The sequence below is a fragment of the Geobacillus sp. WSUCF-018B genome (genome assembly GCF_002809985.1).
Classification (GTDB): Bacteria; Bacillota; Bacilli; order Bacillales; family Anoxybacillaceae; genus Geobacillus; species Geobacillus thermophilus.
On the sequence record NZ_PIJF01000003.1, the window covers coordinates 56,521 to 79,173 of the forward strand.

Annotated in this window: 24 protein-coding genes and 1 other annotated feature; all 24 genes read left to right on the top strand. The window is 55.2% G+C overall.

Going from position 1 to position 22,653, the window contains the following annotated elements; translation table 11 throughout:
* Nucleotides 1-78: 78 nt before the first annotated feature.
* The 24 genes from CV944_RS01945 to CV944_RS02060 all read left to right on the top strand — a co-directional run bounded on the left by CV944_RS01945 (nucleotide 79) and on the right by CV944_RS02060 (nucleotide 22,482).
* Nucleotides 79-1,548, top strand: a complete 1,470-nt coding sequence (locus CV944_RS01945) for a UDP-N-acetylmuramoyl-L-alanyl-D-glutamate--2,6-diaminopimelate ligase (RefSeq protein ID WP_033011329.1) — start codon at nucleotides 79-81, stop codon at nucleotides 1,546-1,548.
* A complete protein-coding gene (locus CV944_RS01950) occupies nucleotides 1,545-2,006 on the top strand; it encodes a hypothetical protein (RefSeq protein WP_095859120.1) in 462 nt (153 codons plus the stop codon). The genes CV944_RS01945 and CV944_RS01950 overlap by 4 nt, the downstream gene beginning before the upstream one ends.
* On the top strand, nucleotides 1,991-2,965 hold the full coding sequence (gene mraY, locus CV944_RS01955; RefSeq protein WP_033016152.1) for a phospho-N-acetylmuramoyl-pentapeptide-transferase: 975 nt from the start codon (nucleotides 1,991-1,993) through the stop codon (nucleotides 2,963-2,965). Before CV944_RS01950 ends, mraY begins: the two co-directional genes overlap by 16 nt.
* Nucleotides 2,966-4,321 (top strand): UDP-N-acetylmuramoyl-L-alanine--D-glutamate ligase, encoded by a 1,356-nt coding sequence (gene murD / locus CV944_RS01960; RefSeq protein ID WP_033011323.1) that lies wholly within the window; start codon nucleotides 2,966-2,968, stop codon nucleotides 4,319-4,321.
* Nucleotides 4,322-4,373: 52 nt separating this feature from the next.
* Complete coding sequence (gene spoVE, locus CV944_RS01965; protein ID WP_100663791.1) at nucleotides 4,374-5,474, top strand: stage V sporulation protein E; 1,101 nt, start codon at nucleotides 4,374-4,376, stop codon at nucleotides 5,472-5,474.
* A 208-nt stretch (nucleotides 5,475-5,682) separates the two neighbouring features.
* Nucleotides 5,683-6,468: a cell division protein DivIB gene (gene divIB, locus CV944_RS01970; protein WP_033011316.1), complete on the top strand. Its 786-nt coding sequence runs from the start codon at nucleotides 5,683-5,685 to the stop codon at nucleotides 6,466-6,468.
* On the top strand, nucleotides 6,449-7,153 hold the full coding sequence (locus CV944_RS01975; RefSeq protein ID WP_033011314.1) for a DUF881 domain-containing protein: 705 nt from the start codon (nucleotides 6,449-6,451) through the stop codon (nucleotides 7,151-7,153). The genes divIB and CV944_RS01975 overlap by 20 nt, the downstream gene beginning before the upstream one ends.
* Before the next feature lie 28 nt (nucleotides 7,154-7,181).
* The gene (locus CV944_RS01980; protein ID WP_033011312.1) at nucleotides 7,182-7,898 is read left to right on the top strand and encodes a DUF881 domain-containing protein; all 717 of its coding nucleotides are present in this window, start codon (nucleotides 7,182-7,184) and stop codon (nucleotides 7,896-7,898) included.
* A 1-nt stretch (nucleotide 7,899) separates the two neighbouring features.
* The gene (locus CV944_RS01985) at nucleotides 7,900-8,262 is read left to right on the top strand and encodes a small basic family protein (protein ID WP_033011310.1); all 363 of its coding nucleotides are present in this window, start codon (nucleotides 7,900-7,902) and stop codon (nucleotides 8,260-8,262) included.
* A gap of 191 nt (nucleotides 8,263-8,453) precedes the next feature.
* Nucleotides 8,454-9,722 (top strand): cell division protein FtsA, encoded by a 1,269-nt coding sequence (gene ftsA, locus CV944_RS01990; RefSeq protein WP_033011337.1) that lies wholly within the window; start codon nucleotides 8,454-8,456, stop codon nucleotides 9,720-9,722.
* A gap of 27 nt (nucleotides 9,723-9,749) precedes the next feature.
* Nucleotides 9,750-10,883, top strand: coding sequence for a cell division protein FtsZ (gene ftsZ / locus CV944_RS01995; RefSeq protein ID WP_033011308.1), 1,134 nt, complete (start codon nucleotides 9,750-9,752; stop codon nucleotides 10,881-10,883).
* A 211-nt stretch (nucleotides 10,884-11,094) separates the two neighbouring features.
* On the top strand, nucleotides 11,095-12,006 hold the full coding sequence (gene spoIIGA / locus CV944_RS02000) for a sigma-E processing peptidase SpoIIGA (RefSeq protein WP_033011306.1): 912 nt from the start codon (nucleotides 11,095-11,097) through the stop codon (nucleotides 12,004-12,006).
* A 50-nt stretch (nucleotides 12,007-12,056) separates the two neighbouring features.
* A complete protein-coding gene (gene sigE / locus CV944_RS02005; protein WP_033011303.1) occupies nucleotides 12,057-12,776 on the top strand; it encodes an RNA polymerase sporulation sigma factor SigE in 720 nt (239 codons plus the stop codon).
* 120 nt (nucleotides 12,777-12,896) lie between these two features.
* Entirely contained in the window at nucleotides 12,897-13,676 is a 780-nt protein-coding gene (sigG, locus tag CV944_RS02010; RefSeq protein WP_100659531.1) for an RNA polymerase sporulation sigma factor SigG, read from the top strand.
* 96 nt (nucleotides 13,677-13,772) lie between these two features.
* Nucleotides 13,773-14,015, top strand: a complete 243-nt coding sequence (locus CV944_RS02015) for a YlmC/YmxH family sporulation protein (RefSeq protein WP_033011301.1) — start codon at nucleotides 13,773-13,775, stop codon at nucleotides 14,013-14,015.
* A gap of 151 nt (nucleotides 14,016-14,166) precedes the next feature.
* The gene (pgeF, locus tag CV944_RS02020) at nucleotides 14,167-14,991 is read left to right on the top strand and encodes a peptidoglycan editing factor PgeF (RefSeq protein WP_063330462.1); all 825 of its coding nucleotides are present in this window, start codon (nucleotides 14,167-14,169) and stop codon (nucleotides 14,989-14,991) included.
* A complete protein-coding gene (locus CV944_RS02025) occupies nucleotides 14,988-15,662 on the top strand; it encodes a YggS family pyridoxal phosphate-dependent enzyme (protein WP_063330437.1) in 675 nt (224 codons plus the stop codon). Before pgeF ends, CV944_RS02025 begins: the two co-directional genes overlap by 4 nt.
* A 12-nt stretch (nucleotides 15,663-15,674) precedes the next feature.
* Nucleotides 15,675-16,106, top strand: a complete 432-nt coding sequence (locus tag CV944_RS02030) for a cell division protein SepF (protein WP_033011296.1) — start codon at nucleotides 15,675-15,677, stop codon at nucleotides 16,104-16,106.
* A gap of 3 nt (nucleotides 16,107-16,109) precedes the next feature.
* Entirely contained in the window at nucleotides 16,110-16,382 is a 273-nt protein-coding gene (locus tag CV944_RS02035; protein WP_033011295.1) for a YggT family protein, read from the top strand.
* 102 nt (nucleotides 16,383-16,484) lie between these two features.
* Nucleotides 16,485-17,258, top strand: a complete 774-nt coding sequence (locus tag CV944_RS02040) for a YlmH family RNA-binding protein (protein ID WP_033011294.1) — start codon at nucleotides 16,485-16,487, stop codon at nucleotides 17,256-17,258.
* Between the two features lie 76 nt (nucleotides 17,259-17,334).
* A complete protein-coding gene (locus CV944_RS02045) occupies nucleotides 17,335-17,847 on the top strand; it encodes a DivIVA domain-containing protein (protein WP_025039064.1) in 513 nt (170 codons plus the stop codon).
* Nucleotides 17,848-17,944: 97 nt separating this feature from the next.
* Nucleotides 17,945-18,165: a binding site (T-box leader), on the top strand.
* A 51-nt stretch (nucleotides 18,166-18,216) separates the two neighbouring features.
* Nucleotides 18,217-20,991 carry an isoleucine--tRNA ligase gene (gene ileS / locus CV944_RS02050; protein ID WP_100663792.1) on the top strand — a complete coding sequence of 925 codons (2,775 nt, stop codon included), beginning with the start codon at nucleotides 18,217-18,219 and terminating at the stop codon, nucleotides 20,989-20,991.
* A gap of 84 nt (nucleotides 20,992-21,075) precedes the next feature.
* Nucleotides 21,076-21,567: a signal peptidase II gene (gene lspA / locus CV944_RS02055; protein ID WP_100663793.1), complete on the top strand. Its 492-nt coding sequence runs from the start codon at nucleotides 21,076-21,078 to the stop codon at nucleotides 21,565-21,567.
* The gene (locus tag CV944_RS02060) at nucleotides 21,568-22,482 is read left to right on the top strand and encodes an RluA family pseudouridine synthase (RefSeq protein WP_014195394.1); all 915 of its coding nucleotides are present in this window, start codon (nucleotides 21,568-21,570) and stop codon (nucleotides 22,480-22,482) included.
* The last annotated feature ends 171 nt before the right edge of the window (nucleotides 22,483-22,653 follow it).

Below are 22,653 nucleotides of genomic sequence, written 5' to 3' on the forward strand. Positions count from 1 at the left end.
TCATCGGGTTGGTTGCGCCCCTTTTTCCGCTGTCCGCTCATAGGGCGAGCTATTTATAAGCGAAAGGGATGACTAAGGATGAAATTGCAAACGTTGCTGTCGCGCTTGCCCGGTTTTTGGGTGCATCGCGGGGGCAATCCGGATATCGTCGCGCTCGAAATGGATTCGCGCCATGTCACGCCCGGTTCGCTGTTTTTTTGCCTTAAAGGATTTACGGTGGACGGGCATGACTTTGCGGAACAAGCGGTGGCGCGCGGAGCAGCGGCGGTCGTGGCTGAGCGTCCGCTCGCGGTGGACGCGCCGCTTGTCCTTGTGCCGGACAGCCGGCGGGCGATGGCGATTTTGGCTGATGCGTTTTACGGGCACCCGACCCATCGACTTCATTTAATTGGCGTGACGGGCACAAACGGAAAAACGACGACGACTCATATCATTGACCAGATCGCGAGAAAGGCCGGCAAAAAAACGGGGCTGATCGGCACGGTCGGGATCAAAATCGGCGCCCGTTCTTACCCGGCGGCGAATACGACGCCGGAGTCGCTCGTCTTGCAACGCACGTTTAAACAGATGATCGACGAGGGCGTGGAGTTTGCGGCCATGGAAGTGTCGTCGCATGCCCTTCACCAAGGACGGGTGCATGGCTGCGATTACGATGTGGCCGTGTTTACGAACTTGACGCAAGATCATCTTGACTATCACGGAACGATGGACGAGTATCGGAACGCCAAAGGGCTGTTGTTTGCCCAGCTCGGCAACCGCTACGACGAGCGGCGGCCGAAATTTGCCGTTTTGAATCATGATGATCCTGTTTCGCAATATTATAAACATATGACAGCAGCACCAATCATCACTTACGGTATTCGCACGAAGAGCGATGTGATGGCGGAAGAGATTGCCATGACCCCGTCCGGCATGGCCTTTCGGCTGTGCACGCCGCACGGATCGGCAGTGGTGGAAACGAAGCTCGTCGGCTTGTTCAACGTCTATAACATGCTTGCGGCGGCCGCTGCCTGCCTTGCCTCCGGGTTTTCGCTTGAAACGATTGCGGCGGCTTTAAGGGATGTCGAGCCGGTGTCCGGGCGGTTTGAAACGGTCGATGAAGGGCAAAATTTTACTATCATTGTAGATTATGCCCATACGCCGGACAGTTTGGAAAACGCGCTAAAAACGGTGCGCCAATTTGCGAAGCGGAACGTCTATGTCGTCATTGGCTGCGGCGGCGACCGCGACCGGACGAAGCGGCCGCTTATGGCGCAGGTGGCGGTGCGCCACGCGGATGTCGCCGTGTTCACCTCCGACAATCCGCGCTCGGAAGACCCACAGCAAATTTTGCGGGATATGGAAGCGGGGGTAAGTGATCAAGATGGAAGGTACGTGACGATTCCTGACCGGGAAGAGGCGATCCGCTACGCCATCCGGCAGGCGCAAGAAGGAGATGTTGTGTTGATTGCCGGTAAGGGGCATGAAACGTACCAAATCATCGGCGGCAATGTGATTGAGTTTGACGATCGCGCTGTCGCCCGAGCGGCGGTGAGGGAGAGAACATGACGATGGTTACGTACGGAATGGTGCAGAAAATTGCGAACGAAGCGCGCGGCATTGTGGACGAAACGATTCGTTTTCACGCGGTGTTTGTCAATCCGGCCGAACAGGTGAAAAAAGGGCTGTTCGTGCCGCTTGAAGATGCGGCGGAAACGTTGAAAACGGCCATCGAGCACGGGGCGATCGCTTCGTTTTGGCCGATCGGAGAGCCGTTGCCGCGCTACATTCCTAATCAGTTTCCGCTCTTTTTCGTCCCGTCGCCGCTTGCGGCGGCCGCCGCGCTGCTTGAGCGGTATTTGCGGGAAGGCGGCCGGGGAACGGAATTTTCGTTTTCGTTCCCGGAAGAAGGCGGGGAGTATGTCCCGGCTGATGAAGCAATCCCCCTCCGGCTCGCCGAGTTGCAGAAACGGTGGCTGGACGCGCGGCAGGCAAAAGGATGTGACGATTCATGCCAGAACAAATAATTGTCATTGCGATGGCTGTTTCCTTTTTGGTCACCGTCATTTTGTCGCCGCTGTTCATCCCGTTTTTGCGGCGGTTAAAATTTGGGCAAAGCATTCGCGAGGAAGGGCCGAAGTCGCATCAAAAAAAATCGGGCACCCCGACAATGGGCGGCATTATGATTTTGCTTTCGATCGTGGCGACAACGTTATGGATGACATCGAGATTGTCCGTCCTGTCGGTGGAAACATATTTATTGCTGCTTGTTACGGTTGGCTACGGGGTGCTCGGCTTTTTGGACGATATGATCAAAGTGGTGATGAAGCGGAACCTGGGGTTGACGAGCCGGCAAAAATTTATCGGCCAGCTCATCATTGCCGTTGTTTTCTTTTTTGTCTACCGGCAAAGCGGCTTTTCGACGGAAGTACATATCCCCGGGACCGGCTGGTCGTTTGACCTTGGCTGGGCTTATGGGGTGCTGCTTTTGCTCATGCTTGTCGGCGGCTCCAACGCTGTCAACTTGACCGACGGGCTCGATGGGCTTTTGGCCGGCACGGCGGCGATCGCCTTTGGCGCGTATGCCGTGTTGGCTTGGAATCAAGGTCAGTACGATGTGGCGGTGTTTTGCGTCGCCGTTGTCGGCGCTGTGCTCGGCTTTTTAGTGTTTAATGCCCATCCGGCAAAAGTATTTATGGGGGATACCGGATCGCTCGCGCTTGGCGGGGCGATCGCTGCGGTCGCTGTCTTAACGAAACTCGAGCTGCTGCTGATCATTATTGGCGGCGTCTTTGTCATTGAAACGCTGTCTGTCATCATTCAAGTCGCCTCGTTCAAAACGACCGGCAGGCGCGTTTTCCGCATGAGCCCGCTCCATCATCATTATGAGCTCGTCGGTTGGTCGGAATGGCGCGTTGTCGTGACGTTTTGGGCCGTCGGCCTGTTGTTTGCCATGCTAGGAATTTATATCGAGGTGTGGATGTAATTGAAACCGACTCTTTTCTATCAACATCGTCGTGTGCTTGTGATTGGATTGGCGAAAAGCGGGGCGGCAGCGGCCCGCCTGCTCGTTGAATTAGGGGCGGAAGTCGTCGCCAACGATCAAAAACCGTTGGCGGAAAACGCGGAGGCGAAGCAGCTTGAAGAGCTCGGCGTCCGCGTCGTTTGCGGCGGCCATCCGCTCGAACTGCTCGATGAGCCGTTTGACCTCGTCGTGAAAAATCCGGGCATCCCGTATACGAATCCGTTAGTGAAAAAAGCGCTTGAAAAAGGGCTTCCGGTCGTGACCGAGGTGGAGCTGGCTTATCACATTTCCGAAGCGCTGTTTATCGGCATTACCGGATCGAACGGGAAAACGACGACAACGACATTGATTTATGAAATGTTAAAGGCGGATGGCCAAGACCCGTTGCTTGCCGGCAATATCGGCTTAGTCGCCTGCGAGGTGGCCAAGGAAGCGAAGCCGGGCCAATGGCTCGTCACCGAACTGTCTTCGTTCCAGCTTGCCGGCATTGATCAATTCCGTCCTACGATCGCCGTCTTGCTTAACATTTTTGATGCCCATTTGGACTACCATGGCACAAGGGAAGCATACGCGGCGGCGAAGGCGAATATTTTCCGCAACCAAACAGAACAAGATTATGCGGTCGTCAACGCGGATGACCAGACCGTGATGGACATCGCCGCCTCGATTCGATCGCAAAAGGTGCTGTTTTCGGCGACGAAGCCGCTCGGTGAAGGGGCGTACGTCGACAATGGCGCCGTTTGCTGGAACGGAGAGCCGATCATCAAGACAGCAGACATTGTCCTCCCCGGCCAGCACAACGTGGAAAACATTTTGGCCGCGGTGGCGGCTGCCAAGCTGGCCGGCGCCAGCAACGAGGCGATCGTTCAAGTGTTGACGACGTTTGCCGGCGTAAAACATCGGCTTCAATATGTAGCCGAAGTCGACGGCCGGCGGTTTTACAACGACTCGAAGGCGACGAACATTTTGGCGACGCAAAAGGCGCTTTCGGCGTTCGCCGGCGAACCGGTGATTTTGTTGGCCGGCGGGCTTGACCGCGGCAATGAGTTTGACGAGCTTCTTCCGTACTTGCGGCAGGTGAAAGCGGCGGTATTGTTCGGGCAAACGGCGGAGAAAATCGGGCGCATCGCCCGGGAGGCGGGAATAGAAACGATCGAATATGTCGATAATGTGGAAAAAGCTGTCCCGGTTGCCTTCCGGCTTTCCGAGCCGGGCGATGTTATTTTGCTCTCTCCGGCCTGCGCCAGCTGGGATCAATACAAAACTTTCGAGGAGAGAGGGGACATTTTTATCGACGCCGTGCATAAGTTGAAATAGAGGGAAAGGGACAGCCCTTTCCTTCTAGTTTACAAAATAGAGGTGTTGGGCATTGCCGCGGAAAAGGTCTGCGCCGGATTTTTTGTTGATTCTTTTAACGTTTTCGCTCTTGGCCATCGGGCTTATTATGGTGTACAGCGCGAGCGCCATTTGGGCGGAATACAAGTTTCACGATTCGTTTTTCTTTGCCAAGCGCCAGCTGTTGTTTGCCGTCGTCGGCATTATCGCCATGTTTTTTGTGATGAACATCGATTATTGGACATGGCGCGACTGGTCGAAAGTGTTGCTCATCGTTTGTTTCGGGCTGCTTGTACTCGTGTTGATCCCGGGCGTCGGCATGGTGCGCAATGGGTCGCGCAGCTGGATCGGCGTCGGGGCGTTTTCCATCCAGCCGTCCGAATTTATGAAGCTGGCGATGATCGCGTTTTTGGCCAAATATTTATCCGAAAACCAAAAGAAGATTACGTCGTTTAAACAAGGATTGCTGCCGGCGCTTTTGCTCGTGTTTGCGGCGTTCGGCATGATTATGCTGCAGCCGGACTTAGGGACGGGCACCGTGATGGTCGGCACGTGTGTGGCGATGATTTTTGTCGCCGGCGCCCGCCTCAGCCATTTTGCGGGCCTTGGGGTGTTGGGGCTTGCCGGGTTTGCCGCCCTCGTTTTATCGGCGCCGTATCGAATCAAGCGGATTACATCGTTTTTGAATCCGTGGGAAGACCCGTTGGGGAGCGGATTTCAAATCATCCAGTCGCTGTACGCCATCGGTCCGGGCGGGCTGTTTGGCCTGGGGCTCGGGCAAAGCCGGCAAAAGTTTTTTTATTTGCCGGAGCCGCAAACCGATTTTATTTTCGCCATTTTGGCCGAGGAGCTCGGTTTTATTGGCGGATCGCTCGTCCTTCTTTTATTCAGCCTTCTTCTTTGGCGCGGCGTGCGCATCGCCCTTGGCGCCCCCGATTTGTACGGCAGCTTTTTGGCGCTTGGCATCATTTCGATGATTGCCATCCAAGTGATGATCAACATCGGCGTTGTCACCGGGCTGATGCCCGTCACCGGCATTACTCTCCCGTTTTTGAGCTACGGCGGATCGTCGTTGACATTGATGCTGATGGCGATCGGCGTGCTGCTCAATATTAGCAGACACGCCCGCTATTAGGCAGGCGGCGGCGTCCGCTGTTTTTGTTTGTTCGGGCGGCTTGCCGTCGAACAGTGCCGGCAAATGTTATAAAAAACGGTCTCTCTCGCGATCTATTTGTGATATAATGAAAACAAGTGCAAAGAACAAGAAAACGGCAGCGGATGCCGTTTGTTTTTATTCGAGCGCAGCCATGGAGCTGCCCGCGGGCAGGAAAGCGGGGAAGGCAATGGAAAAGGGAAAGGTTGTTGTTCTTGAAGACCGCGTCCCAAAACTGAAAGAGCGTCGCCGCCAAAAAGCGAACCGTCGGCTGATTTTGTATTTGTCCTTCTTTTTTCTGTTTATTTTGTGCGTTCTTTACTTCCAATCGCCGTTAAGCGCCGTCAGGCATGTGGAGGTGAGCGGAAACCGCCATTTGCCGGCGGAGCGCATCATCAGCTTGAGCGGCATTACGAAGCGGACAAGCTTTTGGAAAGTGAACGAACAAAGTGTGGCAACGAGGATCGCCCGCCATCCGGAAATTAAAGAGGCAACCGTGGAAAAGAGGCTGCCGAACACGATTGTCATCCGCGTCCACGAATGGCGGCGGGTCGCTTATGTCTACGACCGGCAAACATTTTTCCCGCTGCTTGAGAACGGACGGCTGTTAAAGCAGGAAGCGGTGAAAACAGCCCCGAGCGATGCGCCTGTGCTCGTCGGTTGGAAAAACGGCGACGCCATCGCCGAGATGACTGGACAGCTGGCGGAACTGCCGGCGCCGGTGCTTGGCGCCATGTCGGAAATTCACTACAAGCCGAACAGCGAGTATGAAGACCGCGTCATCGTCTACATGAACGACGGGTATGAGGTAAGTGCGACGATTCATCGTTTTGCGGACAAGCTGTCGCATTATCCGGCGATTGTCGCCGAGCTTGACCGAAATGTCAAAGGGGTCATTCACCTCGAAGTCGGCAGCTACTTTGTCCCGTACGAGCCGCCGAAAAAGGAGGACGACGATGAGACAACAAGCCCATAGCCGCATCCTCCTTACTTTTATTTGCTTTTTATTCGGCGCCATGCTCGGGTTTTCCTACCAACATGCCAAAAACGATCCATCCCGCCGCGAATGGAGCGACAGCGAGTGGAAAAGGGAATACGAGTTTCGCTCGGCGCTGATCGCTTTGCAAAAGGAAAACCGGTCGTTAAAGCAACAGCTTGTCGAAAAGCAAGACGAACTGGCCGCTTGGGAAAAAAAACTGGCCGACCGGCAGACGAACGAAGCCGGGCTGGCGAAAGAAGCAGAACAGCTGCGCATGTATGTTGGAAAGGCGAGGGTGAAAGGAAAGGGTGTAGCAGTCACGCTTTCCGACTCCTCTTACATCCCCTCTGAAGCAAGTGCTACTGATTATATCGTTCACGAACAGCACGTATGGAAAGTCGTTCACGAGCTGCTTATTTCCGGCGCCGAAGCGGTCGCCATTAACGGGCAGCGCATTTCCCATCGCTCCTACATTGTGTGCAACGGTCCGGTCATTGAGGTTGACGGGACGCAACATGCCGCTCCGTTTGTCATTTCGGCGATCGGCGACCCGGATGTGCTGTCGTCTGCGCTCGTCCTGCCAGGCGGCGTCGTCGACGAGCTTGTTCAAGACCATATCGATGTAAAAGTGGAAAAGCAAGAGGCGATTACGCTCGATCCGGTATTCGCGCCCAGACCGTAAAACGGGCAGGAAGGAGCGGTGAAGCGCATTGGAGCGAAAAAGACAGCTGTATTTTGCCGGGATTGCCGGCGTGTTCGGATTGATGCTGGCCGTCGGGATGCGGACGACGCTGCCTTCGGAAGAGCGCGATACGCGCGACATTTGGGAGCTGCGCGCCGATTTGACAAAGGAGCAGAAGCTTGAACAGCAGCTGCTTGAGGAGCTGGAACGCTACGAGGCGAAATTGCGCCATTACCGGCGCGAGGAGCAGGAAGACGGTGAGGCGGCGCTCGAGGAGACGGTCGCCGAGCTTAGGGAAGAAGCCGGACTGACCGAGGTGAAAGGGCGCGGCGTGGTGCTGACGATCGCGCCGTTTGCGGCGGGCGGCTACGTCGGTCCGGTCGCCCAAACGGTGTCGCCGGAGCTGCTGCAGCGGTTGGTAAATGAATTGAACAAATATGGAGCAAAGGAAATCGCCATTAGCGGCGAGCGGCTGACGAACCGGACGGCGATTCGCGATGTCAACGGGGTGACGAAAGTCGGTCGCCGGCCGCTTCAGCTGCCGGTTGAGGTGAAGGCGATCGCGGACGATGCGGACAAGCTGTATAGCGGGTTGACGGTTTCGCCGATTCGGGATGATTTCATCGTCGAAAACTTGGAGCTTTCGATTTCCAAGCCGAAACCGATGATCGCCATTCCGCCGTCAACCGAGCGGCTGGAGGTAAAATACATGGAGACGGCGAGCGCCGGCAAGGAGGAGAAATAGCATGTGGCTTCCGCTTCTCGGATTGTTGCTCGGGTTTGCCGTCGGCGTCCTGGCCGGCTGGGAAGTTCCCGATCAGTATTCCAGTTATTTGTCGATTGCCATTTTGGCCGCCTTTGATACATTAATAGGGGGATGGCGCGCCCATTTACAAGGAACGTACGACGAAACAGTATTTATAACCGGGTTTTTTTTCAATATCATCCTTGCCACAACTTTGACTTTTCTTGGGGTGCATCTTGGTGTAGACTTGTATTTGGCGGCCGTCTTCGCGTTTGGCGTCCGCCTGTTTCAAAACATTGCCATCATCCGTCGCCTTTGGCTTGCCGAATGGGCGGAGCGGCGGGAAAATCGCGAAAAAAGTTAAGCGGAAGACAGGAAAGTGTCTTCCTGTGTTGAATTATATGGAGTAAAACAAAATGCGATGTTCTTGCGAAAATCGCGAGCTGGATATAGACGAAGAGATGGACAGGGAAATTTCAGCCGAAAAAGGAGGTGTCGCTGCTTACTGAAACGCCGGCTGACATCGGCGCGTTTTTAGTAGGCAGATGCCAAAAGATGAGCAGCAATGAGATCGTCGTTAGCCTGGATGTCGGAACATCGAGCGTCAAAGTCATCATCGGGGAAATGTTGGGCAGCTCGATTAACATTATCGGAATCGGCAATGTGAAATCAGAAGGGCTCAAAAAAGGCGCGATTGTTGATATAGATAAAACGGTGCAATCGATCAAGCGCGCGGTCGAACAAGCGGAACGGATGGTCGGCCTTTCGATCCGCCGCGTGATTGTCGGGGTGGCGGGAAGCCATATTCAGCTGCATGACTGCCATGGCATCGTTGCGGTTGCCAGCGAAAACCGCGAAATCAGCGATGAAGACGTTGCCCGCGTCATCGATGCAGCGCAAGTCGTTTCCATCCCGCCGGACCGGGAAATTATCAGCGTCGTTCCGCGCCAGTTTATCGTCGACGGCTTAGACGGCATCCACGACCCACGCGGCATGATCGGCGTCCGCTTGGAGATGGAAGGGACGATGGTGACCGGAGCGAAGACGATTTTACATAATCTCCTTCGCTGTGTGGAACGCGCCGGTTTGGAAATCAGCGACATTTGCCTCCAGCCGTTAGCGGCCGGTTCGCTGGCATTATCCGACGATGAGCGGCACTTGGGCGCCGCGCTCGTCGATCTGGGCGGCGGTTCGACAACGGTCGCTGTCTTTGAGCAAGGGGCGTTGCAAGCTGTCTCTTCACTGCCGGTCGGCGGGGAGCATATTACAAAAGATTTGGCCATCGGGCTGCGGACAACAACGGAGGATGCGGAAAAAATCAAATTGAAGCACGGGTATGCGTTTTACGACTACGCTTCGGACGAAGAAGTGTTCAGCGTGCCGGTCATGGGCAGCGATCAACACCAGCAGTTCAGCCAGCTTGAGATCGCCGATATTATTGAGGCGAGGATGGAGGAAATTTTGCAAATGGTTCAACATGAAGTGCGCCGGCTTGGCTTTCGCGACCTTCCGGGCGGCTATGTGCTGACCGGCGGCGTGGCGAATATGCCGGGAGTGTTGGAGTTGGCTCACGTCGTCCTAGGGACGAGCGTCCGTGTTGCCATGCCGGATTACATCGGCGTGCGCGACCCGCAATACACGATCGGCGTCGGCCTGCTCAAGTTCGCCTACCGGCAGGCGCAGCTGCAAGGGAAAACCGTCCCGGCGGCGGCCGCGGCGGAGCCGGCCGAGCGCCCGGCGCCAAAACAACAATCGAAACCGAAAAAGAAAGAAGACCATTTCGGGAAGAAGGTCAAGAAATTTTTCGGTTCTTTCTTTGAATAGAGATTGAAATTTTAGGAGGATTTGGCCATGTTGGAGTTTGAGACAACAGTCGATCAGTTGGCAACGATCAAGGTGATTGGGGTCGGGGGCGGCGGCAACAACGCCGTCAATCGGATGATTGAACACGGAGTGCAAGGCGTTGAATTTATTGCCGTCAATACCGATGCACAGGCGCTCAATTTGTCGAAGGCGCCGACGAAACTGCAAATCGGGGCGAAGCTGACACGCGGCTTGGGTGCGGGAGCGAACCCAGAAGTTGGAAAAAAAGCAGCTGAGGAGAGCAAAGAGCAAATTGAAGAAGCGCTTCGCGGCGCCGATATGGTGTTTGTCACCGCTGGCATGGGCGGCGGCACGGGAACTGGGGCGGCGCCCGTCATCGCCCAAATCGCCCGTGAATTAGGAGCGCTCACGGTCGGTGTCGTCACGCGCCCGTTTACGTTTGAAGGGCGGAAGCGGGCGACGCAGGCCGCAAGTGGCATCGCCGCCATGAAAGAGGCGGTCGATACGCTCATCGTCATTCCGAACGACCGGTTGCTTGAGATTGTTGACAAAAATACGCCGATGCTTGAGGCGTTCCGCGAAGCGGACAATGTGCTGCGCCAAGGGGTGCAAGGCATTTCCGATTTGATCGCTGTGCCGGGGTTGATCAACCTTGACTTCGCCGATGTGAAAACGATCATGTCCAACAAAGGCTCGGCGCTGATGGGCATCGGGATTGCCAGCGGCGAAAACCGAGCGGCTGAGGCAGCCAAAAAAGCCATTTCCAGCCCGCTGTTGGAGACGTCGATCGACGGGGCGCAAGGCGTGCTCATGAACATCACCGGCGGCATGAACTTAAGTTTGTACGAAGTGCAGGAGGCCGCCGACATCGTCGCTTCGGCGGCCGATCAAGAAGTGAACATGATTTTCGGCTCGGTCATCAACGAAGACTTAAAAGACGAAATTGTCGTCACTGTCATCGCGACCGGGTTTAACGAAAACGTTGCTTCGCAGCCGCGGCCGCCGCGCGCCGGCATCGGGACGGCGCCGAAAGTGACGCCGGCGCCGAAGCGGGAAAAGCGCGAAGAACCGGCGCAAGATTATGCGGCGCTCCGGTCCGGGCAGGCGGAAGACCCGCTCGATATTCCGGCGTTCTTGCGTAACCGCAACCGTCGCCGTTGAGGAGCTATCGGGCATGAACAAGCCGTGTTCATGCCTTCTTTTTTTGCCCTCTCCCCGCGCTTCAAAGGGCGGTTTTCCTCGTTCGCACGTTTCCCCTCGCTTTGACAAAACATTCTGTTTTTCACCACCACCGATTGACAGACTTTCCAACGGGATGTGCTATATACTTGTTTCAGACAAAAGCCGATGGGGCGGGGGAGGGGCTTGCCGGTTGGTTGTGTATCTTGATGTCATTTGGCTTTTGAACGTCTGTTTTGATGCAATGCTTCTTTGGCTGACAGCGCTCATGCTTAAGCGCCCGATCGTCTGGTGGCGGCTGTTGGCCGGAGCGTTGATCGGGTCGCTGCTTGTGGTGCTGCTGTTCACCCCGTTGTCCGCCATCGCCCAGCACCCGCTTGCCAAAATGGCCGCCTCGATCTTGATTGTGCTCGCCGCTTTTGGCTTTAAGCGGCCGCGCTATATGATCGAGAACATGCTGGCGTTTTACTTTGCCACGTTCGCTGTCGGGGGCGGCATGCTGGCGGTTCATTATTTTTTCGCCGAGCAACTGTCCGTGCAGAACGGATTATTGATGATGCATCCCCCCGGGGCGGGCGACCCGGTGAGCTGGCTGTTTGTCCTCGTCGGGTTTCCGGTGTTGTGGCTTTTTTCCCGCCGCCGTGTGGAACAGATTCGCGAGAAAAAATTGCGCTTCGAACATATTGTGGATGTCATTGCTGTTTGGGAAGGCCGGCCCCTTGCCCTAAGAGGGCTCATCGACAGCGGCAACCAGCTGTTTGACCCAGTGTCCAAAACGCCGGTGATGATCGTGGACCGGGAAAAAGCGAAGGACGTGCTGCCCGAAGAGCTGATGGCCTATATGGCAGCCATGACGGTTGACGACCCGCCCGAACAGTGGGCCCATCGTCTTCGTCTCATTCCATACCGCGCAGTGGGCAGCGGCCCGCAAATGATGATGGCGGTAAAACTAGACCGCATCGCGCTGTCATACGAAAACGAGTGGCTTGAGGTGAAACATGGGCTTATGGCCTTAAGTGCAGACCCGCTTTCAGCCGACGGAGAATACGATTGCATCATCCATCCGAAAATGGTGCAGGCGGGAAGAAAGCTGACCGCTTCATAGGTCGTTACTATATCATACTCGCGTTTTATCCGTTTAGAAGGGGGATTTTGATGAAAAGATGGAAACTTCGGTTCATGTATTGGCTGTATAAGCTGCTGGCCAAACTTGGGTTGAAGGCCGACGAAATTTACTATATCGGCGGCAGCGAGGCGCTTCCGCCGCCGTTGACGAAAGAAGAGGAAGAGCAGTTGATCGAACGGCTGGCCACCGGTGATGAGACGGCGCGGTCGCTGCTCATTGAACGCAATTTGCGGCTTGTCGTCTACATTGCGCGCAAGTTTGAAAACACCGGCATTCACATCGAAGATTTGATCAGCATCGGAACGATCGGCTTAATCAAAGCGGTCAATACGTTTAACCCGGAGAAAAAAATCAAGCTGGCGACTTATGCATCACGCTGCATTGAAAACGAAATTTTAATGTATTTGCGCCGCAACAATAAAGTGCGGGCGGAAGTGTCGTTTGACGAACCGCTCAATATCGATTGGGACGGCAATGAGCTGCTGCTGTCCGATGTGCTGGGAACGGAAGACGACGTCATTACAAAGGATTTGGAGGCGGACGTCGACCGGCGGCTGCTGCTAAACGCCTTGCACCAGCTGAGCGACCGTGAAAAGCAGATTATGGAATTGCGCTTTGGTTTGTCAGGAGGAGAGGAAAAAACGCAAAAAGATGTCGCTGACTTGCTCGGCATTTCGCAATCGTACATATCGCGGCTCGAGAAGCGGATCATTAAACGGTTGCGCAAAGAGTTCAACAAAATGATGTAGCAAGCGGCGGGAGTGGACGCTCCGCCGCTTTTTTTCGCTCGGACAGGCTGTGCATATTTTTCCCTCCCAGGGAGATACTGAAAACTGACGACTTAGCATCTCCTGATGGGAGGGAACAACTTGACGAGGAACAAAGTCGAAATTTGCGGCGTCGACACTTCAAAGCTTCCCGTCCTCAACAACGAGGAAATGCGGGAGCTGTTTCGCCGGATGCATGAAGGGGATTTGGAAGCAAGGGAAAGATTGGTAAACGGAAACTTACGCCTCGTGTTAAGCGTCATTCAACGCTTTAACAACCGCGGCGAGTTTGTTGATGATTTATTTCAAGTTGGCTGCATCGGACTCATGAAATCGATTGATAATTTTGACCTCAACCAAAATGTGAAATTTTCCACTTATGCGGTGCCGATGATCATTGGCGAAATCCGCCGTTACTTGCGCGATAACAATCCAATTCGCGTCTCGCGCTCGCTGCGCGACATCGCTTACAAAGCGCTGCAAGTGCGGGAGCGGCTCATGAGCGAGACGGCGAAAGAACCATCGACGGAAGAGATCGCGAAAGAGCTTGGCGTCGCCCATGAAGAAGTCGTTTTTGCCCTTGATGCCATTCAAGATCCGGTTTCCTTATTTGAACCGATATACAACGACGGCGGCGACCCGATTTACGTGATGGATCAGCTGAGCGACGAGCGCAACCGCGACAGCCAATGGATTGAAGAAATCGCATTGAAAGAGGGCTTGAGGCGGTTGAATGAGCGAGAGAAAATGATTATCCGCAAACGGTTTTTCCAAGGAAAGACGCAAATGGAAGTCGCCGAGGAAATCGGCATTTCCCAGGCGCAAGTGTCCAGGCTTGAAAAGGCAGCGATCCGGCAAATGAATAAAAACATCCAAGTGTGAACGGCTGCTGGGGCAGCCTTTTTTTCTTTGGCACATAACCGGTTGGGCGGCGTCATATAGATGAAAAAGAGGAGAGGAAAGGCGGGGGACTGAACCGTGATGAGAATTTCCGAGTTTCAAACGAAAGATGTCGTCAATGTGGCCAACGGGAAGAAGCTTGGCAACATCGGGGATATTGACATCGATTTAGATACAGGCAAAATCCGGTCGCTCATTATTTTAGGCTCCGGAAAGATGCTCGGGTTGTTCGGGCGTGAAGAAGCGGTCGTCATTCCGTGGCAAAACATCGTCAAAATCGGAGCGGATGTCATTTTAGTCCGCCTGCATGATGCCGACTGAGCGGCCCGCGCAACGAGCGGCATATTGAGTGGCGGGATTGCACCAATGTTTCGACAAAATCGCAAATAAAGGTTATCACAAACAAACAAACTATGATAAAATAGGAAAAAAAGTGATAAAAACCTACAAAAACAGCGTGAGGTTGACGCGAATGCCGGACATTTTTCAACAAGAAGCTCAAGGATGGCTCCGCTGCGGGGCGCCCCCGTTTGCCGGAGCAGTCGCCGGGTTGACAACGAAACAAGGCGGAGAAAGCGAAGGGCCGTTCGCCTCGCTGAATATGGGGCTGCATGTCGGCGACGATCGCATGCATGTCGTCAACAACCGCCGCCGTCTGGCCGAATGGCTTTCTGTTCCGCTCGATCATTGGGTGTGCTGTGAGCAAGTGCACGGCGCCGTGATTCGGAAAGTGACGAAAGGCGATCGGGGGAGCGGGGCGCACGACTTCGCTGCAGCGGTCCGGGGGGCCGACGGGCTGTATACGGATGAGGCGGGGGTATTGCTCGCACTTTGTTTTGCTGATTGTGTGCCTGTCTATTTTATCGCGCCATCGGCGGGCCTAGTCGGCCTTGCCCACGCCGGCTGGCGGGGGACGGCGGGCGGCATTGTCCAAAACATGGTGCGGCTTTGGCAGGAGCGCGAACACATTGCCCCGTCCGACATCTATGCCGCGATTGGACCGGCCATTGGCCCATGCTGTTACACGGTTGATGACCGGGTGATCGATGGCCTGCGTCCGACTCTTCCTGCGGGCGGCCCGTTGCCGTGGCGCGAAACAAGCCAAGGGCAGTATGCGCTTGATTTAAAAGAGGCCAACCGGCTGCAGCTTGCGGCCGCCGGGATTCCAGACCGCCATATTTATGTATCGGAACGCTGTACAAGCTGTGAGGAGACGTTGTTTTTTTCCCACCGCCGCGACCGTGGGACGACAGGGCGGATGTTGGCGTTTATCGGCCGAAGGGAGGAAACAGCATGACCGTACGCGACAACTTGGCAGCCGTTCGCCAGCGCATCGAGGCGGCTTGCGCCCGCGTCGGCCGCAATCCGGCCGACGTACGCATCGTTGCTGTCACGAAATATATTGATGCCGAAAGGGCGCTTCATGTGCTTGACGCCGGCATTGCCGACCTCGGCGAAAACCGCGCCGGCCAGCTGCTTGAAAAGTATGAACGGATCGGGGACCAGGCGGTGTGGCATTTTATCGGGACGCTTCAGTCGCGCAAGGTGAAGGACATTATCGATAAAGTCGATTACATCCATTCGCTTGATCGCCTGTCGCTGGCGAAAGAAATTGAAAAGCGGGCGGTGCGGCCGGTGAAATGTTTTGTGCAAGTGAATGTATCGGGAGAAGCGACGAAGCACGGCCTCTCTCCTGACGAGACCGTCCCGTTCATCGATCAGCTCCGTTCGTTTTCGCACCTTGAGGTCGTCGGATTGATGACGATGGCCCCGCATACGGATGACGAGGCGGTATTGCGCGCCTGCTTCCGGCAATTGCGGGTCTTGAAAGAGCGCGTTCAGGCGCTCCGCTGGCCGCATGCGCCGTGCACGGAGCTGTCGATGGGCATGTCGAACGATTACGAGATCGCCATTGAGGAAGGGGCGACGTTTGTGCGCATCGGCAGCGCGCTTGTCGGATCATTGTAGGAGGTGAACTTGATGGGGTTGATGAAAAAATTTCGCGATTATTTTTTAGAAGAAGATTACGAAGACTATGAAGAAGAATACGAAGCGCCGCAGCCGGAAGAGGAGGCGCCGCTGCTGAAGGCGGCAAACAAGGCGAACGTCGTCAGCTTGCAAAGCGTGCAAAAATCGGCGAAAGTCGTGCTCGCTGAGCCGCGGGTGTATGCGGAGGCGCAGGAAATCGCCGATCATTTAAAAAGCCGGCGGGCGGTCATCGTCAATTTGCAGCGCATCCAGCATGAGCAGGCGAAGCGGATCGTCGACTTTTTAAGCGGCACGGTGTACGCCATTGGCGGCGACATTCAGCAAGTTGGCACGAAAATTTTTTTGTGCACCCCGGACAACGTCGACGTCAGCGGCGCGATTTCGCTTGACGGCGAGGATGACAGACCGATAAAGAGGTGGTAGCCGTTGGATTATGTGCTTACGTTTTTAACGACCTTGATTCAAGTATACTCATACGCTTTGATCATTTACATTTTGATGTCTTGGTTTCCGAATGCGCGCGAAACGCGGTTCGGACAAATGCTTGCCGCCATTTGCGAGCCGTATTTGGAACCGTTTCGGCGCGTCATTCCGCCGCTTGGCATCATTGACATCTCTCCGATCATCGCCTTTATTGTCCTTGAATTTGCGACAAGAGGGCTGTATGCGTTGTTTGACATCCTCGAAGCGCAGTTTTAGCAGCCGGACGGAGCGCGCATCGTTTGGCCCAGGCGCAGGCGGGCGGAATAGCGGGAGGAATCCGTTCCGGGTTCCTTTCTTTATGAGGCAAGGTGAATGGGAATGGAGCTGTATCAGCACTTCCGCAAAGAGGAACATCAATTCATCGATCATGTAATGGAATGGAAGGAAATGGTAGAACATCAGTACGCTCCGAAGCTGACCGATTTTCTTGATCCGCGCGAGCAGCAAATCGTGCAAAGCATCGTCGGCAGCGACGGAGACGTGCGCGTGTCCTTTTTCGGCGGCGCTCTGTTTGTCGAGCGGAAGCGGGCGCTTTTGTATCCGCCGTATTTCGAACCGAATGAGGAGGATTATGACATCGCCTTGTTCGCTGTCCGCTATCCAGGCAAATTCGTTTCCCTTGAACACCGCGACGTCTTAGGAGCGCTCATGTCGCTCGGCTTGCGGCGGGGCAAGTTCGGCGACATTCTCGTCCAAGGAGGAGAGATCCAATTTTTTGCCGCCGCCGAGGTGGCCGATTACATTCGCCTCCATGTTGGGACGATCGGCAAAGCGCCGGTTTCGCTTGAGCTGTTGCCGCTGTCAGCTGCCATGCCGCTTGCCGAAACGTGGGAGGAAGGAACGGTCACGGTGTCTTCTCTAAGGCTCGATGCGGTGCTTGCCCAGGCGTTCCGCCTCGCGCGCGAGAAAGCGAAGACGCTCATTGAAAGCGGGCTCGTCAAAGTGAACTGGAAGGTGGTGGACAAGCCCGATTTTGTATGCGGGCCGGGCGATGTCCTGTCGGCGCGCGGGTTTGGTCGCTGCAAGCTGTTTTCCGTCGAGGGGATGACGAAAAAAGAACGCTGGCGCATCCGGCTGGGCCGTCAAAAATAATCGAATCGCAGCAGGAAATGGGCTGATCGTGTCGAATGAAGGAAGAAAAGGAATGATGGAGACGGAGGTGGCCATTGTGCCGTTAACGCCATTGGATATTCACAATAAGGAATTCAGCCGCGGATTTCGCGGGTATGACGAAGATGAAGTGAATGAGTTTTTGGATCAAATTATTAAAGATTACGAAATGCTCATCCGTGAAAAAAAGCAGCTGGAAGAAAAAGTGGCCGAACTGACGGAAAAATTGAATTACTTTTCCAACATTGAAGAAACGTTAAATAAGTCGATTCTTGTGGCTCAGGAAGCAGCGGAAGAAGTGAAGCGCAACGCACAAAAAGAGGCGAAGCTGATCATTAAAGAAGCGGAGAAAAACGCGGAGCGCATCATCGGCGACGCGCTGGCCAAATCGCGGAAAATCGCGCTGGAAATCGAAGAACTCAAGCGGCAGTCGAAAGTGTTCCGCGCTCGCTTCCGCATGCTCGTTGAGGCGCAGCTCGATATGATCAACAGCCGTGACTGGGACGAGTTGATGGAATACGAGACGCCTGATCTCGAAGAAGAGGCGAAAGAGCCGTTGTCTCAGCCTTGACGAACCGAGGCCATGTCGGGTATAATCATTGGCAAAAATCACCGCACCAGCCGCCGTGGGAGGCGGTTGGCTTTTTTCCGGATGAATAGTGAAATAGTCATCGACGATGAAAGGGACAGTAGCTCTTGAACGGCCGGTCGCAGCGAGCCGGGGATGGTGGAAGCCCGGCATCGGCGCAAGAGTGAACATCACCCTGGAGTTCCATGCCGAACATCCAGTAGGCCATGGCGCGTCATTCCCGTTACGAATGAAAAGTGGGCTGTGCGTCGTTTGCATGGCCAAGAAGGGTGGTACCGCGAGACCGTTCTCGTCCCTTGCCGGGGGAGAACGGTTTTTTATTTTGATTTGATGCTTGAAGGAGGAGCGAAGATGGACTACAAAGAGACGCTGCTTATGCCGCAAACCGAGTTCCCGATGCGCGGTAACTTGCCGAAGCGGGAGCCGGAAATGCAAAAAAAATGGGAAGAGATGGACATTTACCGGAAAGTGCAAGAGCGGACGAAAGGGCGTCCGTTGTTCGTGCTGCATGACGGCCCGCCGTATGCCAACGGGGATATTCATATGGGCCATGCGCTGAACAAAATTTTAAAAGACATCATCGTCCGCTACAAATCGATGAGCGGCTATTGCGCGCCGTACGTGCCGGGCTGGGATACGCACGGCTTGCCGATCGAAACGGCGCTCGCGAAGCAAGGTGTCGACCGCAAATCGATGAGCGTCGCCGAGTTTCGCAAGTTGTGCGAGCAATACGCGTACGAGCAAATCGACAACCAGCGCCGGCAGTTTAAGCGGCTCGGCGTGCGCGGCGACTGGGACAACCCGTACATTACGCTCAAGCCGGAGTACGAAGCCCAGCAAATTAAAGTGTTCGGCGAAATGGCGAAAAAAGGGCTCATTTACAAAGGGTTGAAGCCGGTCTATTGGTCCCCGTCAAGCGAATCGGCGCTCGCTGAAGCGGAAATCGAATATAAAGACAAGCGTTCGCCGTCGATTTATGTCGCCTTCCCGGTGAAAGACGGCAAAGGCGTGCTTGAGGGCGATGAGCGAATCGTCATTTGGACGACGACGCCGTGGACGATTCCGGCGAACTTGGCGATCGCCGTCCATCCGGAGCTGGACTACCATGTCGTGGAAACAAACGGACAAAAATACGTGGTCGCTGCTGCCCTGGTCGAGTCGGTGGCGAACGAAGTCGGCTGGGACGCATGGTCGGTCGTCAAAACGGTCAAAGGAAACGAGCTTGAATACGTCGTCGCGAAACATCCGTTTTATGAGCGCGACTCGCTTGTCGTCTGCGGCGAACACGTCACGACCGACGCCGGCACGGGCTGCGTCCATACGGCGCCGGGCCACGGGGAAGACGACTTTCTCGTCGGGCAAAAATATGGGCTTCCCGTTCTTTGCCCGGTCGACGAGCGCGGCTATATGACGAGCGAAGCGCCGGGGTTTGAAGGAATGTTTTACGAAGACGCCAACAAGGCGATTACACAGAAGCTTGAGGAAGCCGGCGCTTTGCTGAAGCTTGGGTTTATCACCCACTCGTATCCGCACGACTGGCGGACGAAGCAGCCAACGATTTTCCGGGCGACAACGCAATGGTTTGCGTCGATCGATAAAATCCGCAGCGAGCTGCTTCAAGCGATCAAAGACACGAAATGGATTCCGGAATGGGGGGAAATCCGCATCCACAACATGGTGCGCGACCGCGGCGACTGGTGCATTTCCCGCCAGCGCGCCTGGGGCGTGCCGATTCCGGTTTTTTACGGCGAAAACGGCGAACCGATCATCACCGATGAAACGATCGAGCATGTGTCGAACTTGTTCCGCCAATACGGATCGAACGTCTGGTTTGAGCGCGAGGCGAAAGACTTGCTGCCGGAAGGATTCACCCATCCGTCCAGCCCGAACGGCATCTTTACGAAAGAAACGGACATTATGGACGTATGGTTTGACTCCGGTTCGTCGCACCAAGCCGTGTTGGTCGAACGCGATGATCTCGCGCGCCCGGCTGATCTGTACTTGGAAGGGTCCGACCAATATCGCGGCTGGTTTAACTCGTCGCTGTCTACAGCCGTTGCCGTCACCGGAAAAGCACCGTATAAAGGGGTGTTAAGCCATGGCTTCGTTTTAGACGGCGAAGGGCGAAAAATGAGCAAATCGCTCGGCAACGTCGTCGTGCCGGCCAAAGTCATGGAACAGCTCGGTGCCGACATTTTACGCCTTTGGGTCGCCTCGGTTGACTATCAGGCGGATGTACGCATTTCCGATAACATTTTAAAACAAGTGTCCGAAGTGTATCGGAAAATCCGCAATACGTTCCGCTTTATGCTCGGCAACTTGTTTGATTTTGACCCGAATCAAAACGCTGTGCCGGTTGGGGAGCTTGGCGAAGTCGATCGCTACATGTTAGCGAAATTAAATAAACTCATCGCTAAAGTGAAAAAGGCGTATGACAGCTATGATTTTGCTGCTGTTTATCATGAGATGAACCATTTCTGCACCGTTGAGCTGAGCGCATTTTATTTGGATATGGCGAAAGACATTTTGTACATCGAAGCGGCCGATTCCCGCGCCCGCCGCGCCGTGCAGACCGTATTGTATGAAACGGTCGTCGCATTGGCGAAGCTCATCGCGCCGATTTTGCCGCACACGGCCGATGAAGTGTGGGAGCATATCCCGAATCGAAGAGAAAACGTCGAAAGCATCCAGCTCACCGATATGCCAGAGCCGATCGCGATCGACGGCGAAGAAGAGCTGCTTTCGAAATGGGATGCGTTTATGGACGTGCGCGATGACATGTTAAAAGCGCTCGAGAACGCGCGCAACGAAAAAGTGATCGGCAAATCGCTGATCGCGAGCGTCACGGTCTACCCGAAAGACGAGGCGCGGAAGCTGTTGGCGTCGCTTGATGCCGACTTGCGCCAGCTTCTCATCGTTTCCGCGTTTTCCGTTGCCGATGAGCCGTATGACGCCGCACCGGCCGAAGCCGAGCGGCTCGACCACGTAGCCGTCCTCGTCCGCCCGGCGGAAGGCGAGACGTGCGAGCGGTGCTGGACGGTGACGAAAGAAGTCGGCGCCGATCCGTCGCATCCAACGCTTTGTCCGCGCTGCGCGCACATTGTGAACGAACATTATTCGGCATAACAAAAGCGGCAGGCTGCCTTCCTGGCGGCCTTGCCGCTTCATTTGTTTGCCATGGCGAATTATGCTACAATGCAAAAAGGATGAATGAGAAGGACAGGGGGATTTGGCACGGTGGCATACTATTGGCTCGCGGCGGCGGTCATCATCCTCGATCAATGGACGAAATGGCTTGTCGTCCGCTATATGCGGCTTGGGGAAAGCATCCCGGTCATTGACAATGTACTCTATATTACGTCGCACCGCAATCGCGGCGCGGCGTGGGGCATGCTGGAAGGGCAGTTTTGGCTCTTTTATTTGATTACGGTTATTGTCGTGGCGGCGATCGTGATTTACATCCGCCGCCTGAAGCCTTCCGAGCGCCTGGCCGGCGTGGGGCTTGGGCTGATGCTCGGCGGGGCGATCGGCAATTTTATCGACCGCGTATTCCGGAAAGAAGTGGTCGACTTTATTCATACGTACATCGGCACGTACAGCTTTCCGGTGTTCAATATCGCCGACTCGGCGCTGACCGTCGGCGTCATCTTGCTGTTTGTCCATATGTTTTTTTTCGCGACACCAGAGAAAGGGAATGAGTAGATGGACACGATCACGTTTCACATCGAAGACGAATATGACGGCGAGCGGATCGATAAAGTGATCGCGGCGCTCAATGAGGAATGGTCGCGTTCGCAAGTGCAGCAATGGATCAAAAGCGGGCTTGTGACCGTCAATGGCGAGACGGTCAAGGCGAACTACAAATGCGAGGCAGGCGACGCGGTCGCCGTTTCACCGCCGGAGCCGGAGCCGCTCGAGGTCGAGCCGGAGCCGATTCCGCTTGACATTTATTATGAGGATGAGGATGTCCTTGTCGTCAACAAACCGCGCGGCATGGTCGTCCACCCGGCGCCCGGGCATATGCGCGGCACGCTTGTGAATGCGCTTCTCGCCCATTGCCGCGACTTGTCCGGGATCAACGGCGTGCTTCGCCCCGGCATCGTCCATCGGATTGACAAAGACACATCAGGACTATTGATGGTGGCGAAAAACGACGCCGCCCACCGCTCGCTCGTCGAGCAGCTCGTGAACAAAACGGTGACGCGCCGCTACAAGGCGATCGTCCACGGCGTCATTCCACACGATTACGGGACGATCGATGCCCCGATCGGCCGCGACAAGCGCGATCGAAAGAAAATGGCCGTCACCGAAGAAAACGGCAAGGAAGCCGTCACCCATTTCCGCGTGCTCGAGCGGTTTCGCCAGTATACGTATGTGGAGTGCCAGCTGGAAACGGGGCGGACGCACCAAATTCGCGTCCATATGAAATACATCGGCTACCCGCTCGCTGGCGACCCGCAATACGGGCCGAAAAAGACGCTCCCGATCGACGGCCAGGCGCTGCACGCCGGGGTGCTCGGCTTCCGTCATCCGAGAAGCGGCGAGTATTTGGAATTCGAAGCGCCGTTGCCGCCGGAGTTTGCCGAGCTGCTTGACTGGCTGCGAAAAAACGATTGACAAACGGACGCAGCCGCTTTACAATGAAAACAAGTGAACAGGAACCTTTAAGTTCAGTCCTGTGAGGCTGAAAAGGGGTCGGAATGACAAAGAAGGGCGATGTATGCCCATCTTGTTTGGCGATAAGCGCGCCATCCCCCGCTTCACAGGCGGGGGATTTTTTTATGAAAA